The organism is Chelativorans intermedius (assembly GCF_025398255.1).
GTDB classification, from domain to species: domain Bacteria; phylum Pseudomonadota; class Alphaproteobacteria; order Rhizobiales; family Rhizobiaceae; genus Chelativorans; species Chelativorans intermedius.
The window spans coordinates 103,557-118,793 of sequence record NZ_JAODNW010000001.1 but is presented as its reverse complement, the minus strand read 5'-3'; the positions used below and the strand labels follow the sequence as shown (position 1 = coordinate 118,793).

General features: G+C 66.4%; 14 protein-coding genes. 6 read left to right on the top strand and 8 right to left on the bottom strand.

Annotated features, from left to right (window positions below):
• Positions 1-17: 17 nt before the first annotated feature.
• Positions 18-215 carry a hypothetical protein gene (locus tag NYR58_RS00615; RefSeq protein ID WP_261518456.1) on the top strand — a complete coding sequence of 66 codons (198 nt, stop codon included), beginning with the start codon at positions 18-20 and terminating at the stop codon, positions 213-215.
• 6 nt (positions 216-221) lie between these two features.
• Here NYR58_RS00615 and NYR58_RS00610 read toward each other — a convergent pair whose 3' ends face one another.
• Positions 222-1,097: a dienelactone hydrolase family protein gene (locus NYR58_RS00610; protein WP_261518455.1), complete on the bottom strand. Its 876-nt coding sequence runs from the start codon at positions 1,095-1,097 to the stop codon at positions 222-224.
• 179 nt (positions 1,098-1,276) lie between these two features.
• Here NYR58_RS00610 and NYR58_RS00605 point away from each other — a divergent pair, with 179 nt between their 5' ends.
• On the top strand, positions 1,277-3,763 hold the full coding sequence (locus NYR58_RS00605; protein ID WP_261518454.1) for an ATP-dependent helicase: 2,487 nt from the start codon (positions 1,277-1,279) through the stop codon (positions 3,761-3,763).
• Positions 3,764-3,972: 209 nt separating this feature from the next.
• On the opposite strand, the gene NYR58_RS00600 is transcribed toward NYR58_RS00605, so the two are convergent.
• The gene (locus tag NYR58_RS00600; RefSeq protein ID WP_261518453.1) at positions 3,973-4,407 is read right to left on the bottom strand and encodes a hypothetical protein; all 435 of its coding nucleotides are present in this window, start codon (positions 4,405-4,407) and stop codon (positions 3,973-3,975) included.
• 387 nt (positions 4,408-4,794) lie between these two features.
• Here NYR58_RS00600 and NYR58_RS00595 point away from each other — a divergent pair, with 387 nt between their 5' ends.
• Genes NYR58_RS00595 through NYR58_RS00585 form a run of 3 tightly spaced genes read left to right on the top strand, consistent with a single transcriptional unit; the run spans position 4,795 to position 6,451 of the window.
• Complete coding sequence (locus NYR58_RS00595) at positions 4,795-4,953, top strand: hypothetical protein (protein ID WP_261518452.1); 159 nt, start codon at positions 4,795-4,797, stop codon at positions 4,951-4,953.
• A gap of 21 nt (positions 4,954-4,974) precedes the next feature.
• Entirely contained in the window at positions 4,975-5,553 is a 579-nt protein-coding gene (locus NYR58_RS00590; protein WP_315903311.1) for an SCO family protein, read from the top strand.
• A gap of 25 nt (positions 5,554-5,578) precedes the next feature.
• Positions 5,579-6,451: a 50S ribosomal protein L11 methyltransferase gene (locus NYR58_RS00585; protein WP_261518451.1), complete on the top strand. Its 873-nt coding sequence runs from the start codon at positions 5,579-5,581 to the stop codon at positions 6,449-6,451.
• 63 nt (positions 6,452-6,514) lie between these two features.
• On the opposite strand, the gene NYR58_RS00580 is transcribed toward NYR58_RS00585, so the two are convergent.
• A complete protein-coding gene (locus NYR58_RS00580; protein WP_261518450.1) occupies positions 6,515-6,694 on the bottom strand; it encodes a hypothetical protein in 180 nt (59 codons plus the stop codon).
• A gap of 231 nt (positions 6,695-6,925) precedes the next feature.
• Between NYR58_RS00580 and NYR58_RS00575 the strand changes: the two genes are divergently transcribed.
• Entirely contained in the window at positions 6,926-8,752 is a 1,827-nt protein-coding gene (locus NYR58_RS00575) for an aminopeptidase P family protein (RefSeq protein ID WP_261518449.1), read from the top strand.
• 1 nt (position 8,753) lies between these two features.
• On the opposite strand, the gene NYR58_RS00570 is transcribed toward NYR58_RS00575, so the two are convergent.
• The 5 genes from NYR58_RS00570 to NYR58_RS00550 form a co-directional block, all read right to left on the bottom strand.
• Positions 8,754-9,053, bottom strand: a complete 300-nt coding sequence (locus NYR58_RS00570; RefSeq protein WP_261518448.1) for an AzlD family protein — start codon at positions 9,051-9,053, stop codon at positions 8,754-8,756.
• The gene (locus NYR58_RS00565) at positions 9,053-9,766 is read right to left on the bottom strand and encodes an AzlC family ABC transporter permease (protein WP_261518446.1); all 714 of its coding nucleotides are present in this window, start codon (positions 9,764-9,766) and stop codon (positions 9,053-9,055) included. The genes NYR58_RS00570 and NYR58_RS00565 overlap by 1 nt, the downstream gene beginning before the upstream one ends.
• Positions 9,767-9,894: 128 nt before the next feature.
• Positions 9,895-12,006 (bottom strand): NAD-dependent DNA ligase LigA, encoded by a 2,112-nt coding sequence (gene ligA, locus NYR58_RS00560; protein WP_261518445.1) that lies wholly within the window; start codon positions 12,004-12,006, stop codon positions 9,895-9,897.
• A gap of 538 nt (positions 12,007-12,544) precedes the next feature.
• Entirely contained in the window at positions 12,545-14,221 is a 1,677-nt protein-coding gene (gene recN, locus NYR58_RS00555; protein ID WP_261518444.1) for a DNA repair protein RecN, read from the bottom strand.
• A gap of 13 nt (positions 14,222-14,234) precedes the next feature.
• Entirely contained in the window at positions 14,235-15,101 is an 867-nt protein-coding gene (locus NYR58_RS00550) for an outer membrane protein assembly factor BamD (protein WP_261518443.1), read from the bottom strand.
• Positions 15,102-15,237 lie beyond the last annotated feature (136 nt).

The window sequence follows — 15,237 nt, the reverse complement described above, 5'->3', positions numbered from 1 at the left end:
ATCCTGGGGAGACGGTCTTGAAGGTCGACGTGAAGGGAATGTCGGAGAGGCTCGCCCGCGACCCGAGCGTCAGCGACTACGAGGTCTGGCGCGCGCTCAAGACTCTGGACAACGAGCTTTACCAGATCGAGACCCATCGCCGGCCGATCCCCATCGATCTCGTCTTTGCCCGCGCCATCCTGCGCCGGGCACAGGAGGCGCGGGGCTGGGCCTGACGGCCCCTACATCAGCCTTTCCCTGAAAAAGTCGATGGTGCGCTGCCAGGCCAGATCAGCGGCCTCCTTGTTGTAGCGCGCCTCGGAGGTGTCGTTGTTGAAGGCGTGGTTCACGCCCTCATACATGTACATCGTATAGTCCTTGCCGGCCGCGTCGAGGGCTGCCGCGAAGTCCTCGATACCGGCGTTGATGCGCTCGTCGAGCCCGGCATAGTGCAGCATCAGCGGCGCACTGATGCGCTCCACCTCCTGCGGATCGGGCTGGGCGCCGTAGTAGGCCACCGCTGCATCGAGCGAAGGCGCGTTGACGGCGAGACTGTTCACCATGCCCCCGCCCCAGCAAAAGCCGACGGCGCCGACATTGCCGTTCGTCGCCTCATGGTTTTCCAGAAAGGCGATGGCCGCCATGCCATTGGCCACCGTCTGCGCCCTGTCGAGCTCGCCGAACATGGCGCGCGCCGCGTCTTCGTCCTCCGGCGTGCCGCCCAGCGGCGACAGGAAGTCTGGCGCCAGCGCCACGAAACCCTCCAGCGCCACACGCCGTGCCACGTCGCGGATATGCGGGTTGAGCCCGCGATTCTCGTGAATGACGATGACGGCCGGCAGAGGTCCCGCCTGGTCTTTCGGGCGCACGAGATACGCCCTCATCTCGCCATCGCCGGCAGGAAAGGAAATTTCCTCGGCCGAAACGCGGGCGTCGTCCTCGGCAACCATCGCCGCGCGGGCCGAATTGGCCGCAAGCAGCGGCACGATCGCCGCAGCGGCGGCGCTCGATCCCGCCAGCTTCGTCAGCTTCTGCATGAAGCCGCGGCGGTCGAGGGTCAGGTGTGTGTATTCGTCATAGGCGTCTATCATCGCCTGGGTGATCTTCGGTGTGGACATCGCTTGCTCCCGGCCTCACGTTTGACACCCCGCACCCGCGGCGAGGATAGGAAGGGCCTTTCCGCCGGTCCATTCAAGGCTGCGTGAACAGGCGCCGAAACTTGGCCTCGCCGCATTCAGCCGGTACAAGGGAAGAAGCGGTTGGCCTTGCAGGCCCGAATCACCATATGCGGTGCCGAATGTCAGGTTCTCCAGACGATCTGCCCTTCTTCGGCGATGACGACGCCGCGCGCCCTGCTGCGCGCGCCGGCGGCATTGCCGCGCGTGCGATGGCGGCGCGTCAGGGTGCAGCGCCCACCTATCTGGAGGGGCTGAACCCCGAGCAGCGCCTTGCCGTGGAGACGACGGAAGGCCCGGTGCTGGTGCTTGCCGGCGCCGGCACGGGCAAGACGCGGGTGCTGACCACCCGCATCGCCCACATCCTGGCCACCGGCCGCGCCTACCCTTCACAGATTCTTGCCGTCACCTTCACCAACAAGGCGGCACGCGAGATGAAGGCGCGCATCGAGGTGCTGGTGGGCGAGGCCATAGAGGGCATGCCGTGGCTCGGCACCTTCCATTCCATCGGGGTGAAGATCCTGCGCCGCCACGCCGAGCTCGCCGGGCTCAAATCCTCCTTCACCATCCTCGACACGGACGACCAGATCCGCCTTCTCAAGCAGCTCATCCAGGCCGAGGGCCTGGACGACAAGCGCTGGCCGGCACGCCAGTTGGCACAGATGATCGATGGCTGGAAGAACAAGGGCCTAGCGCCCGGCGACATTCCCGAGGGCGACGCCCGCGCCTTCGCAAACGGCAAGGGCCGCGCGCTCTACCTCGCCTATCAGGAGCGGCTGAAGACGCTCAATGCCGTCGACTTCGGCGATCTGCTGCTCCATCCCATCCGCATCTTCCGCGAAAACCCGGATGTTCTGCGCGAGTATCACACCAGGTTCAGATATATCCTGGTGGACGAGTATCAGGATACCAACACCGCGCAATACATGTGGCTGCGCCTTCTGGCGCAGAATCCGGCGCGCGACAGCGCGGTCAACATCTGCTGTGTCGGCGACGACGACCAGTCGATCTATGGCTGGCGCGGCGCGGAGGTGGACAACATCCTGCGCTTCGAGAAGGATTTTCCGGGCGCCAGGGTTATCCGGCTGGAACGCAACTACCGCTCGACCGCCCATATTCTGGGCGCCGCTTCCCATCTCATCGCCCACAATGAGGGCCGGCTCGGCAAGACGCTGTTTACCGATGCCGTCGACCCCGACGATCCCAAGGTCAAGGTCCACGCCGCATGGGACTCGGAGGAGGAGGCGCGCGCCGTGGGCGAAGAGATCGAGGCGCTGCAGGCCAGGGGAAAAGCGCTCAACGACATGGCGATCCTGGTGCGCGCGTCCTTCCAGATGCGCGAGTTCGAGGATCGCTTCGTCACGCTTGGCCTCAACTACCGCGTCATCGGTGGCCCGCGCTTCTATGAGCGTATGGAGATCCGCGACGCGCTGGCCTATCTCCGCATCGTCGCGCAGGGTGCGGATGATCTTGCCTTCGAGCGCATCGTGAACGTGCCCAAGCGGGGGTTGGGCGAAGCCTCGGTGCGCCAGATCCACGATGTCGCGCGGATGCGCGGCACCTCGCTGCTCCAGGCCGCGCGCGATCTGGTGGGCACGGAGGAAATGAAGCCCAAGCCGCGCGCTGCCCTGCGCAACCTGGTGGAAAGCATCGAGCGCTGGCAGGGGTTGCTGGAGCGCACGCCCCACACGGAGCTGGCCGAGATCATCCTCGAGGAATCCGGCTATACCGAGATGTGGAAGAACGACCGTTCGGCGGAGGCGCCGGGGCGGCTGGAAAACCTCAAGGAGCTCATCCGCTCCATGGAGGAATATGAAAGCCTGCGCGGCTTTCTGGAACATGTGGCGCTGGTCATGGATGCCGAGCGTGACGAGGAGGTGGACGCCGTCAGCCTGATGACGCTTCACTCCGCCAAGGGCCTGGAGTTCGACACGGTGTTCCTGCCCGGTTGGGAGGAGGGCCTCTTCCCCCACCAGCGCGCGCTCGACGAGGGCGGGCGCGCCGGCCTCGAGGAAGAGCGCCGCCTGGCCTATGTCGGGCTTACCCGGGCGAAGAAGAACCTGCATATCTGGTTTACCTCCAATCGCCGCATTCATGGCCTGTGGCAGTCCACCATTCCGTCGCGCTTTCTGGACGAGCTGCCGGAGGCGCATGTGGAGGTGGCCGAGGAAAGCGGCGCCTTTGGCGGCTACGCAAGGTCGCCGGGCCGCCCGAACCCCTATGGACCTTCACGCTTCGATGAAGCCGGGCAGGCGTTCTCCAGCCCCTATGCCACGCCTGGTTGGCAGCGGGCCCGCCGCAACCGCAACGAGGCGACCGAGCGCAACTGGGGAACACGCTCCGGCCATCAGGTGGAAAGGATCGGTTACGGAGAAGCCGATTCGGGCTATGGCGCAGGCCGCGGTTCGGTAAAGGGCCGCACCATCGAGGGCGAGCTGGTCGCCAGATCGGTTTCCGACACCCCCTCGGCCTTCAAGGTGGGCGACCGCGTGTTTCACATCAAGTTCGGAAACGGCAACGTGACAGCCATAGACGGCAACAAGCTGACAATAGACTTCGACAAGGCCGGTCAGAAACGGGTTCTGGACGGGTTCGTCGAAAGGGTCTGACGCCCGCCCGATATAGCTGTTTGCGCACCGGGAAGGCGCGCGCCGTATACGCAAATGACCATTCACCCTTCGCCGGCGGGACAGGGCCGACGAAGCATCCGCGACGGCGGAGAAGACAGCCGCAGGCGCATTCGTTCACGGCAACGCAAGGCAATGGGAAGGCATCCTTCCCGGCCGCTCGGCACCTCGGTCCGACGGAGAAGCGTCGGCTACTTGAAGTACACGTACTTGCCTTCTTCGTTCTTCTCGCGCTTGAGAACGCCGCTCCTGGCATAGCGCGACAACGGCCCGGAGAAGGCGTTGGACTTGTAACGCGTGCCAATCTCCTCCTCGCATTTCTTCACGATATCGCCGATTGTGCGCTTCTCGCTGAAGAAATCGCCGTCGAGGAGCTTTGCCAGCGCGGCCACGGCGCCGCTGGCGCTGGGCGCCGTCTTGCGCCGGTCGGCCGTCTGGGGCCGCCTGCCGCCGCGCGCCGGCCCGGAGACGTAGGCGCTGGCAGGAGCCTCCGCAAGCCCTTCGCCACCGGCCTGGCTGAACAGAAGCTCGACGATGCGCAGCTGTACTGCCTCCGATTCGAACTTGTTGATCGTTGCTGACAGCTCCGTCAGCTGCTGTTTCAGTTCATGGAAGTTTCTGTTCATCCATCCGCCCCCAAACCTCGTTACCCCGGCGCACCATGCGCCGAGCCAAGCCCGCCTTATTTGGTTCATAAGCAGGCACAAAGTCAATACACTCTATACGCGAGTACATTTCTAAACGCGGTTGCACGCAAGACTTCTGCGTTGCGAGAAGGTAAATCGCGCGCTGGAATCGGCAAACAAGCCGCCACGCGATACCTCGCGACCGTTTCCGCGAAACGAGAGGTAGACAGCCTGGAAGGGGTCGCGGTTAACACAATATAGCCCGCATTTCCAGCGACCGCCGGAACGTCGCAGACTTGGCACCGCCACCCGGCGGCATCCGAATACGGCCCGGCGGCAGTTTGCTTCTTCCTTTCCATCGCGAACGCAAGCGATTATTCTTCGGTCATGAAACCGGCCCCGGACAGCCTTCAGCGCCTTCTTGCCGTCAGCGCTTTCGCCATGCTTCTGGCGGCGCTTGCCGGGCTCGGATTTGCGCTGTGGATGGAGAACGGGGTGGCGATGTTCATCTCGCTGGCCCAGGCCGGGCTTGCCTGGTGCCTGTGATTCCGGTGACGGTGATTCTTCATGATGCGCTCTCTTCTTGTCGGCATTCTTGCCCTGATGGTGGTCGCCGTCGGGCTGATGACCTTCCAGTGGTATCGCGACAGGAGCGTAGCCGGCGCTTTCGGCGCCCCGTTCGAGCTTGTCGATCACAATGGCGAGACGATCACCCAGGCGGCGTTTAGGGGGGCGCCGACAGCCGTCTTCTTCGGCTTTACCCACTGTCCCGAGGTTTGCCCCACCACGCTGTACGAGCTGGATGGCTGGATCGAGGCACTCGGCGAGAGCGGCGAAGCACTGCGCGCCTATTTTGTCACCGTCGATCCGGAACGCGACACGCCGCAGGTGATGAAGACCTATCTCGGCAACGTCTCGAAGCGCATCACGGGCATTACAGGAGAGCCGGAAAAAGTGATGGAGATGGTCCGGTCCTACCGCATCTATGCCCGCAAGGTGGAGCTGGAGGGCGGCGACTACACCATGGACCACACCGCCTCTGTCATGCTGCTCGACAGGAACGGCGCTTTTTTCGGCACGATTGCCTATCAGGAGAACCCGGATACGGCTATCGCGAAGTTGCGGCGGCTGTTAAAGGAAGGCTGATCCAACCACCCTTTCCGGCAATCCGATGGTCCAGACCCGTCTCTTCCTTCAGGCGCCGCGGGCGCCTGCCTCCCGCATATACGATCTTTTCGACCGCGCTTTCGAGGATGACGGGCTGGCGCTGTCCATCGTCGAGATCGACGAAGCACGCGAGCTTCACGAGGTTTCCGTTTACGCGAGCGAGAACGGCGAATCCGTCAGGGCGCGTATGCAGGCGGTGCTCGACACCCTGCCGCAGGCCCCGGAGATCCACGAGGAGCAGCTGCCGGACATCGACTGGGTGACGCACGCACTGCAGGGCCTTCACGCCGTGCGCGCCGGACGCTTCTTCGTTCACGGCGCCCATGATCGCGGCCGCGCCCGCCCCGGAGAAATCGCCATCGAGATCGAGGCGGGGCTTGCCTTCGGAACCGGCCATCACGGCACGACGGCAGGTTGTCTGGAGATGATCGGCCGGCTCGCCCATCGCGAGCACCCGGCAAACGCGCTCGATCTGGGCACCGGCAGCGCCGTGCTCGCCATTGCCCTGGCCAGGCTGCGGCGCATTCCCATTCTGGCAACGGACATCGACGCCACGGCCACCAGGGTGGCGCGGGCCAATGTGCGGCTGAACGCGGTCTCACGCTGGGTAGAGGTGCTCACGGCCACCGGCTTCCGGCACAGGGCGTTCGCCGAACGGGGACCCTTCGACCTGATCGTCGCCAACATCCTCGCCCGCCCCTTGATGCAGCTGGCGCCGGGCATGGCCCATCATCTGGCGCCCGGCGGCTCGCTCATCCTGTCCGGCATTCTGGAGCGCCAGCGACGCGCCGTCATCGCCGCCTATGCCGGCCAGCGTTTCCGCCAGGTGGCAACGATCCACCGCGAGGGATGGGTGACGCTGCACCTCAAGCGCTGAAAACAAGAAAAGCGGCCGCCACCGCGACCGCCTCTGTCTGTCTCTAGCCGCGCGGCCGATGCCTCAGTACATGTAGGCAGTGCCCTTCCGGCGCAGTTCCTCGCGGGTGTAGCCGTGCGCCTTCAGCGTCTCGTCGTCGAGCATCAGAAGCGCGCCGTTGACATAGCGGCTCACCTGCCGCTCGCGCGCGGCCATCAGCGCGTCCATCGCGTTGCGGAAAAATCCTCTCTTCGCCCGTGCCATGTGAAGTCTCCTTTTCACAACCGAAAATCCGTCCTCCACGCCACAACAGGTAAGCATCCCTGCCCTTTCCGACCAGCGCTGATTGCGCATGCCAGCCATTCGCTTTTTGCATGTGCGAATGCCATGCCGCACTGCAGCATATGAAGCACCCGCCAAGCCGACACCACCGCATTGCCTGCACCGGCAGAGCGGTCTAGGGTCGCGGCCCCGCCAGACGAGCCGGAGTGTTCCATGTTCCAGTCCTTTGAAAGCACCGCCGATCCTGCACAGGCTGCACCGCGCATGGCGCGGCTGCGCGCCCTTATGGCCGAGGCCGGTCTCGACGGTGTGCTGGTGCCGCGCAGCGATGAACATCAGGGCGAATATGTGCCGCCGTGCGCGGAGCGGCTTGCCTGGCTCACCGGCTTCACCGGCTCCGCCGGGATGGCGCTCGTCCTGCGGGACAAGGCCCTCCTGTTCGTCGATGGGCGCTATACCCTTCAGGCACGCGTGCAGACGGACCCCGCCCTCTTCGAGATCGAGAGCCTGATCGACAACCCGCCGCGCGCCTGGATGAAGGCGAACCTTTCCAGGGGCGCGCGCATCGGCTTCGACCCGTGGCTGCACACGGTGGGCGAGATCCGTGCCCTGCGCGAGGCATTGGAGAAGCCGGGGGCGCAGGCGGTGCCGCTTGAGCGCAATCCGGTGGATGCCATATGGGAAGACCGCCCCGCCCCGCCCATGAAGCCGGTGCGCGTTCATCCGCTTGTCTATGCGGGGGAGACGGCGGGCGACAAGCTCTCCCGCCTCGCGGAGCGGCTGCGGGAGCGCGACATCGACCACACCGTGCTCACCGACCCCTCCTCGCTTGCCTGGGCGTTCAACATCCGCGGCAACGACGTGCCGCACACGCCGCTGGCGCTGGGCTTTGCCATTCTCTCGGCGGCGGAGCGCCCGCGCGTCTTCATGGCTGCCGAAAAGCTGTCCGGGGAGACGGAAGACCATCTGCGCGCGCTGGCAGCGCTTCACGCGCCCGAGGAGCTGGAGCCCGTGCTGGCAAACCTGGCCCGCAGCGGTGCCAGGGTGGGCCTCGACGAGGCGCATGCCGCGGAGAAGCTGCGCCTCGTGGTGGAGGAAGCCGGCGGCGCGGTGGTCCCGTTCGCCGATCCTGCCGCCCTGCCCCGCGCCATGAAAAACGAGGCGGAACTCAAGGGCGCCCGCGCCGCCCATCTGCGCGACGGTGCCGCCCTCGCCCGCTTCCTTGCCTGGCTTGACGGGCAGACCCCCGAGAACCTCGACGAGATCGCCGTCGTCAGGCATCTGGAGGAATGCCGGCGGCGCGCCGGGCAGGAGGCGCAGATGCCGCTGCGCGACATCTCCTTCGACACCATCTCGGGCGCCGGGCCCAACGGGGCGATCATCCACTACCGGGTGACGGAGAAGACCAACCGAAAGCTTGCCCGTGGCGAGCTGCTGTTGGTCGATTCCGGCGCCCAGTTCGAGGACGGCACGACGGATGTGACGCGCACCGTTGCGCTGGGCGAACCGTCCCTGGAGATGAAGGACCGTTTCACCCGCGTGCTCAAGGGCATGATCGCCATTTCCATGCTGCGCTTCCCCGAGGGCACGCGTGGCGTGGACATCGACGCCTTCGCCCGCCATGCCCTGTGGCAGGCCGGCCTCGACTATGGCCACGGCACGGGCCACGGCGTGGGCTCCTATCTCTCCGTGCACGAGGGGCCGCAGCGTATCGCCAGAACGGGCATGGAGACGCTGCGCACCGGCATGATCCTGTCCAACGAGCCGGGCTACTACCGGGCCGGGCACTATGGAATCCGCATCGAAAATCTGATCGTCGTCACGCCGCCCGAGCCCGTGCCCGGCGGCGACGTGGCCATGCACGGCTTCGAGACGCTCACCCTCGCGCCGATCGACCGGCGGCTGGTCGTGCCGGGCCTGCTGACGGATGCAGAGAGAGACTGGCTGAACGCCTATCACGCCCGCGTTCTGGAAGAGATCACGCCCCTGGTGGAAGGGGACACGGCGGCCTGGCTGCGCGCCGCGACGGCGCCGCTGTAGCCTATGCGAGAAGGTGGCGCAGAAGGATCAGCACCGCCGCGGCGGTGAGAAACATGGGCATCATGCCGCCGCCCCACAGCACGATCACAGCCGCCGTGGCGAGCGCGGCGAGCTCGGCCGGCCCGCCTTCCATGGCGGCCGGGGCCACCAGCGTCGTCAGCACCGCCGCCGGAACGGCATTGAGCCCGGCTTCCACCCGCGGATGAATGCGCTCGAAGCGGGAAAGGACCAGATGCCCGCCGGCGCGCGTCAGATAGGTGAGCACGGCACCGGCGACGATGATCCAGAAGGTGGTGCTCATCACTCCGCCTCCCGCGGCGGCAGCAAGGCGCCGAGGGCAACGCCCGCGAGCGCGCCGATTGAGACGTGCCAGGGAGAGCCCACCGTCTTGTAGGCCAGGATGGAGGCCAGCGCACTGACACCCACGACGGGCAGCCACAGGGGGCGCTTGCGGAAGCTCATGACAAGGCCGAGGAAATAGATGGGCAGCAGGAAGTCGAGCCCCAGCGCGTGCGGATCGGGGATGAGGCGGCCGAAGAGCGCGCCCAGCCACGCTTCCGCGACCCAGCAGACATAGATCGGCAGGCCGAGGCCCATATACCAGGCAAAGCCGATGCGCTGCCCGCGCTCCACCCTCTTCTCGGCCTCGGCGAATTGCGGGTCCACAAGGAAGAAGAACCCGACGAAACGCTGCAGCGGCGTCCAGTGTGCAATGTGACGGCCGATGGTGGCCGAGTAGAGCACGTGACGGAAATTGACCGCGAAGATGGACAGCACGACCATCCACGGCGCAATCCGGGCGCCGAACAGGTCGATGCCCACCATCTGGCTGGCGCCGGCATAAATGGTGGCGCTCATGAAGACCGCTTCGAAGATGGTAAAGCCGTTCTCCATCGCCAGCGTGCCGAACAGAAGACCGAAGGGCGCGGCGGCCACCACGACGGGAAAGCTGGCTCGTGCACCCTGCAGAAATTCATCCCCCGGGCGCTGCGCGGCGTAGGAATGGGCGGACATGGGAAACCTCCTGCCACCAGCATAGGTCAGCAAGGCTGACCAGTCACATGAATTTCGTTGAGCCAAAGGTGAAGCAAAGGCGATGGCTGAACCGCCAGCGGCCATTTTCCGGCCCGGCCCGGCGCGCTTCAGCCGCCCACGCGCTGGAACCACGCCTCCTCGTCGATCACCTCGATTCCGAGTTCGGCCGCCTTCTTCAGCTTCGAGCCGGCACCGGGACCGGCGACCACCAGATCGGTCTTCTTCGACACCGAGCCCGCCACCTTGGCGCCCAGCCGTTCGGCCATGGCCTTGGCCTCGTCGCGCGACATGCGCTCCAGCGCGCCGGTGAAGACCACCGTCTTGCCGGCCACCGGCGAATCGGCGGCGGGCCGTTCCGCCTCCTGCACGTTCACCTGGGCGGCAAGCGCCTCTACGAGCCTGCGGTTGTGCTCCTCGCCGAAATAGGTGGCCACCGCATCGATCACCGCATCGCCGATGTCCTCCAGCGCATCCATCTCCTCGCGCGCCACCTGGTCGCCGCCGGCTATGGCGAGCGCGGCATCGTGGAAGTCCTGCCACGTGCCATAGGCGCGGGCCAGCGTCGCGGCGGTGCGCTCGCCCACATGACGGATGCCAAGACCATAGATCATGCGATCGAGGGGAATCGTCCGGCGCGCCTCGATGGCTGCGAACAGGTTCCTTGCCGAGACCTCGCCCCAACCCTCCTTGTCCTTCAGCTTCCTGAGGTTTTTTGCGTCCCGCTCGGCCAGGGTGAAGATGTCGGCCGGGCTCTTCACGGGCAGGTCGGGATCGTTGAAGAAGAAGGCGATCTGCTTCTCCCCCAGCCCCTCGATGTCGAAGGCGCGCCGCGAAACGAAGTGGCGCAGATGCTCGATGCGCTGGAACGGGCAGGCAAACTCGCCCGAGCAGCGGCGCACCACGCCCTCTCCGCCGCCGGCGGTGGAATCGCGCACCACCGGCGTCTTCAACTCGCAGGGGCAGACGTTGGGAAAGGCGAACGCCTGCGCATCGTCCGGCCGCAGCTCCGGCACGTAGCCGAGGATCTGCGGGATCACGTCGCCGGCGCGCTGCACCGTCACCGTGTCGCCGATCTTGATGCCCAGCCGCTCGATCTCCTCCGCATTGTGAAGCGTCGCGTTCGTCACCACCACGCCGCCCACCGTCACCGGCTCCAGCCGCGCCACCGGGGTGAGAGCGCCGGTGCGCCCCACCTGGATGTCGATGCCGCGCAGGATGGTGGACGCCTTCTCGGCTGGAAACTTGTGCGCAATCGCCCAGCGCGGGCTGCGCGAGACGAAGCCCAGCCGCTCCTGCAGCGCCAGATCGTTGACCTTGTAGACCACGCCGTCGATGTCGTAGCTGAGCGTGGCCCGCCGCTCCTCGATGAAGCGATAGTGGGCCAGAAGCTGCTCTGCCGTCTCGCATAGACGCATGAGCGCGTTGGTGCGGAAGCCATAGCCCGCCAGCGCCTCGACCATGCCCATCTGGGTGCTGGCGGGCATCTCGCTCACCTCGCCCCAGGCATAGGCGAAGAACTTCAGCGGCCGTGCGGCCGTGACGGCAGGATCGAGCTGGCGCAGCGAGCCGGCAGCGGTGTTGCGCGGGTTCACATAGGTCTGCTTGCCCTCCGCCTTCTGGCGCTCGTTGAGCGCCAGGAAATCGCGATGGGTCATATAGACCTCGCCACGCACCTCCAGCACCGCAGGCGGATCGCCGGACAGCACGTTGGGAATGTCGGCCACCGCACGGGCGTTGGCCGTGACGTTCTCGCCCACCTGCCCGTCGCCGCGCGTCGCAGCAGAAACGAGCCGCCCGCCCTCATAGCGCAGCGACAGCGACAGCCCGTCGATCTTCGGCTCCGCCGTCATGACGACGGGCGCATCCTCGCCGAGCCGCAGATAGCGGCGGATGCGGGCGACGAACTCCACCACGTCGGAATCCGAAAAGGCGTTGTCGAGGGAAAGCATCGGCACCTTGTGCCGCACTTTCTCGAACTTCTCCGAAACCGGAGCGCCCACCCGGCGCGAGGGCGAATCCTCGCGAATCAGGTGCGGGAACGCCTGCTCGATGGCAAGATTGCGCCGCCTCAGCGCATCATACTCGGCATCCGAGATCACCGGGCGGTCCTCGGCATGGTAGTGCCGGTCATGCTCGGCAATCTCGCGGGCAAGCCGCGCGAGCTCTTCCCTGGCTTGCTCCTCCGTCATTTCCTCGACGGGGATCGTGGCTGTGGTCATGAGTGGCAATCCGGATTCGACTGGGCCGCCAACATATGGCTTTTCAGGCCGTTGTCTCAAGACGCGCAATGCCGCCACCTGCCGCTTCCTGACGCCCGCGCGCCATCCTCGCCACGCCCGGCTCTCGCCGTCTGGCCTTTGGTGAGGAACGCGGGAAACGGGCGCGTCCAACGGCCCTGCGCAATGGCTCCAGGCGTTCGTCACGGCTTCTCCGCACCCTGCCGGCCGGCCTTGCCCGCATATGCCTTCGAGAACCGACCGCGAAGAGGGCGGCGGCCGCCGCTCTCCCGAACACCCGATGCGCATCCGGTTCCCGCGAGAGCGATAGGGACAGGCTGCAGCATTTTGCAGCCAGATGGAATCATCTGGCGTCGCACAAATGCGGCAAAAACAAATAGATGAACCGGTCCAAGGGTGGCGGCGCGGGCGGGGGGTGAAAAAGGGGGAAGAAGCGAATGGCGAATAGGGAGTAGCGAGCGGAAGAAATGGGTTGGCGGGGAGGAAGATCCCGCGCGGGGGCGTTTTTCTTCGCGTCTTGCTACTCCGCCGCGGCCGTATTCTCCCGCAGCAGGCGTTCGGCGGCGGCGCGGGCTTCTTCGGTGACGGTGGCACCGGCCAGCATGCGGGCGATCTCTTCCTGGCGGGCGGCGCTGTCCATGACGGCCACGCCGGTGGTGACGCGATCATGGCCACCCGACTTTGCGATGAGATAATGCGTGTGGGCGCGCGCGGCGACCTGGGGCGCATGGGTGACGGAGAGCACCTGGATGCGGCTTGCCAGGCGGGCGAGCCGCTGGCCGATCGCATCGGCCACCGCACCGCCCACACCGGTGTCGATCTCGTCGAAGACCAGGGTCGGCGCGGAGCCGCGATCGGCCAGCGCCACCTTGAGCGCGAGGAGAAAGCGCGACAGCTCGCCGCCCGAGGCGACCTTCATCATCGGCCCGGCACGCGTGCCCGGATTGGTCTGCACCCAGAACTCCACACGGTCGATGCCGTCCTCCATGCGCTCGCCGGGCGCGCTGTCGATGTTGACGATGAAGCGCGCACGCTCCAGCCTCAGCGCCGGCAGCTCCGCCATCACCGTTTCCGCCAGCGCCCCGGCGGCCTGGCGGCGCGCTTCGGATAGCCGTGCGGCGGCCTCGTCATAGGCCGCGCAGCGCGCCGCAGCCTCCTTTTCCAGATGGCCCAGCCGCTCCTCCCCGGCATCGAGATCGGCAAGATCGGCATCCATACGGTCACGCAGCGCGGCAAGATCGTCCACCGCCACATTGTGCTTGCGCGCGGCGGCACGCAGCGCAAAGAGCCGTTCTTCCGCCTTCTCCAGACGCGCGGGATCGTATTCCGTGGCGCGCAGTGCCTCCTCCACCGCCTCCTGCGCGGCATCAAGGGAAAGAAGCGCCTCGTCGAGCGAGCGCACGATGCCCTCCAGAAGCCCCGGCGCTTCCTGCGCCTTGCGCTCCAGCCGCCGCAACAGCCCCGCAAGCTGGCGCACCGGCGAGGCGTCGCCGGAAAGCACCTCCTGCGCATCCGCAATGTCGGAGGCGATCTTCTCGGCGCGCATCATGGCCGCTCGCTCCTCTGCCAGTGCCGTCTCCTCGCCCGGCTGCGGATCGAGCTTCGACAGCTCCTCGACGCTGGCACGCAGGAAATCGGCCTCGCGGGCAGCCGCGTCCACCCGCGCCCGGTGGCGGGAGAGCGCCTCCTCGGCCTCGCGCCAGGCCCGCCAGGCGGCGCGCACCGCGCCCGCCTGCCCGCCCAGGCCGCCAAAGGCATCGAGCAGGTCGCGATGAGCGGCGGTGTCCACCAGCGCGCGCTCGTCGTGCTGGCCGTGGATTTCGACCAGCGCGCGACCGAGCTGGCGCATGAGCGTGACGCTCGCCGGCTGGTCGTTGATGAAGACGCGGGTGCGCCCGTCCGCCGCCTGCACGCGGCGCAGGATGATGTCTCCATCGTCGGGGAGGGCGTTGTCGCGCAGAATCTCGCGCGCCGGATGCGCCGCCGGCACGTCGAAGACCGCCGTCACCTGGCCCTGGGGAGCGCCGTGGCGCACCAGCGCGGCATCGCCCCTGGCGCCCAGCGCCAGCGACAGCGCATCGAGCAGGATGGACTTGCCGGCCCCCGTCTCACCCGTCAGCACGGAAAGGCCAGCCGAAAAGTCGATGTCGAGCCGTTCGATCAGGACGATATCGCGGATCGAAAGGTGCGACAGCATCTGCGGCCTGTCGTCAGCTTCCGGTGATCACGGATGCCGCCTTGGAAATCCATGAGCCGGTGTCCTCGCGCGGTTCCAGCCCGCCCGACTGCAGAAGCGCATAGGCATCCTTGTACCAGTCGCTCTCCGGGAAATTGTGCCCCAGCACGGCGGCGGCCGTCTGTGCCTCGGAGACGACGCCCATGGCATAGTAAGCCTCGGTGAGTCGGGCCAGCGCCTCCTCGACGTGGCGGGTATCGGGATAGTTCTCCACCACGCCGCGGAAGCGGCGGATGGCGGCGATGTACTCGCGCCGCTCCAGATAGTAGCGGCCGATCTGCATCTCCTTGCCGGCGATCTGGTCGCGCGCGAAGCGGATCTTCGCCTGCGCGTCGGGCGCGTATTCCGATTCGGGCCAGCGCTGAACCACCTGCTCCATCGCCTCTATGGTGCGGCGCGCCTCGCGCTGATCCTGCGTCACCTCGCGAATCTGGCGGAAATGGCTGAGGCCCACCAGATACTGCGCATAGGCGGCGTCGTCGCTGGTGGGATAAAGGGTGAGGTAGCGCTCGCCATTGTTGATGGCTTCGGTGTAGCTGCCCTGCCGGTAGTTGGCGAAGGTGTTCATCAAGAGCGCCTTGCGGGCGAACTCCGAATAGGGATGCTGCCGGTCGATCGCCTCGAACTTGGCGATGGCCTCCTTCATCCGGCCCGCTTCCAGATTGGCGAGCGCCTGATTGTAGAGCACATCGGCGGGATCGGTCTGCTCGACATAGGCCGACAGGTCGAGGTCCTTCTCCGCGTTGCAGCCGGCCAGGAGAAGCGGCGCGGCCATGACGGCCACCGCCAACGTGACGAAGCCGGGCCGGCGACTGGTTCTGGCAGCGCGTCTATTGGTCATTCGCGGATCGCCCCTCCGGCGTTTGCAAGACAAGTGAAAGCGCACGGCACTCATAAAGCAAAAAGGCCGCGCGCAGCAACGCTATCGGCGCGCAATGGCACATTTTTGTGGCAGTGCGGTGGCGGGGCGGCCGATC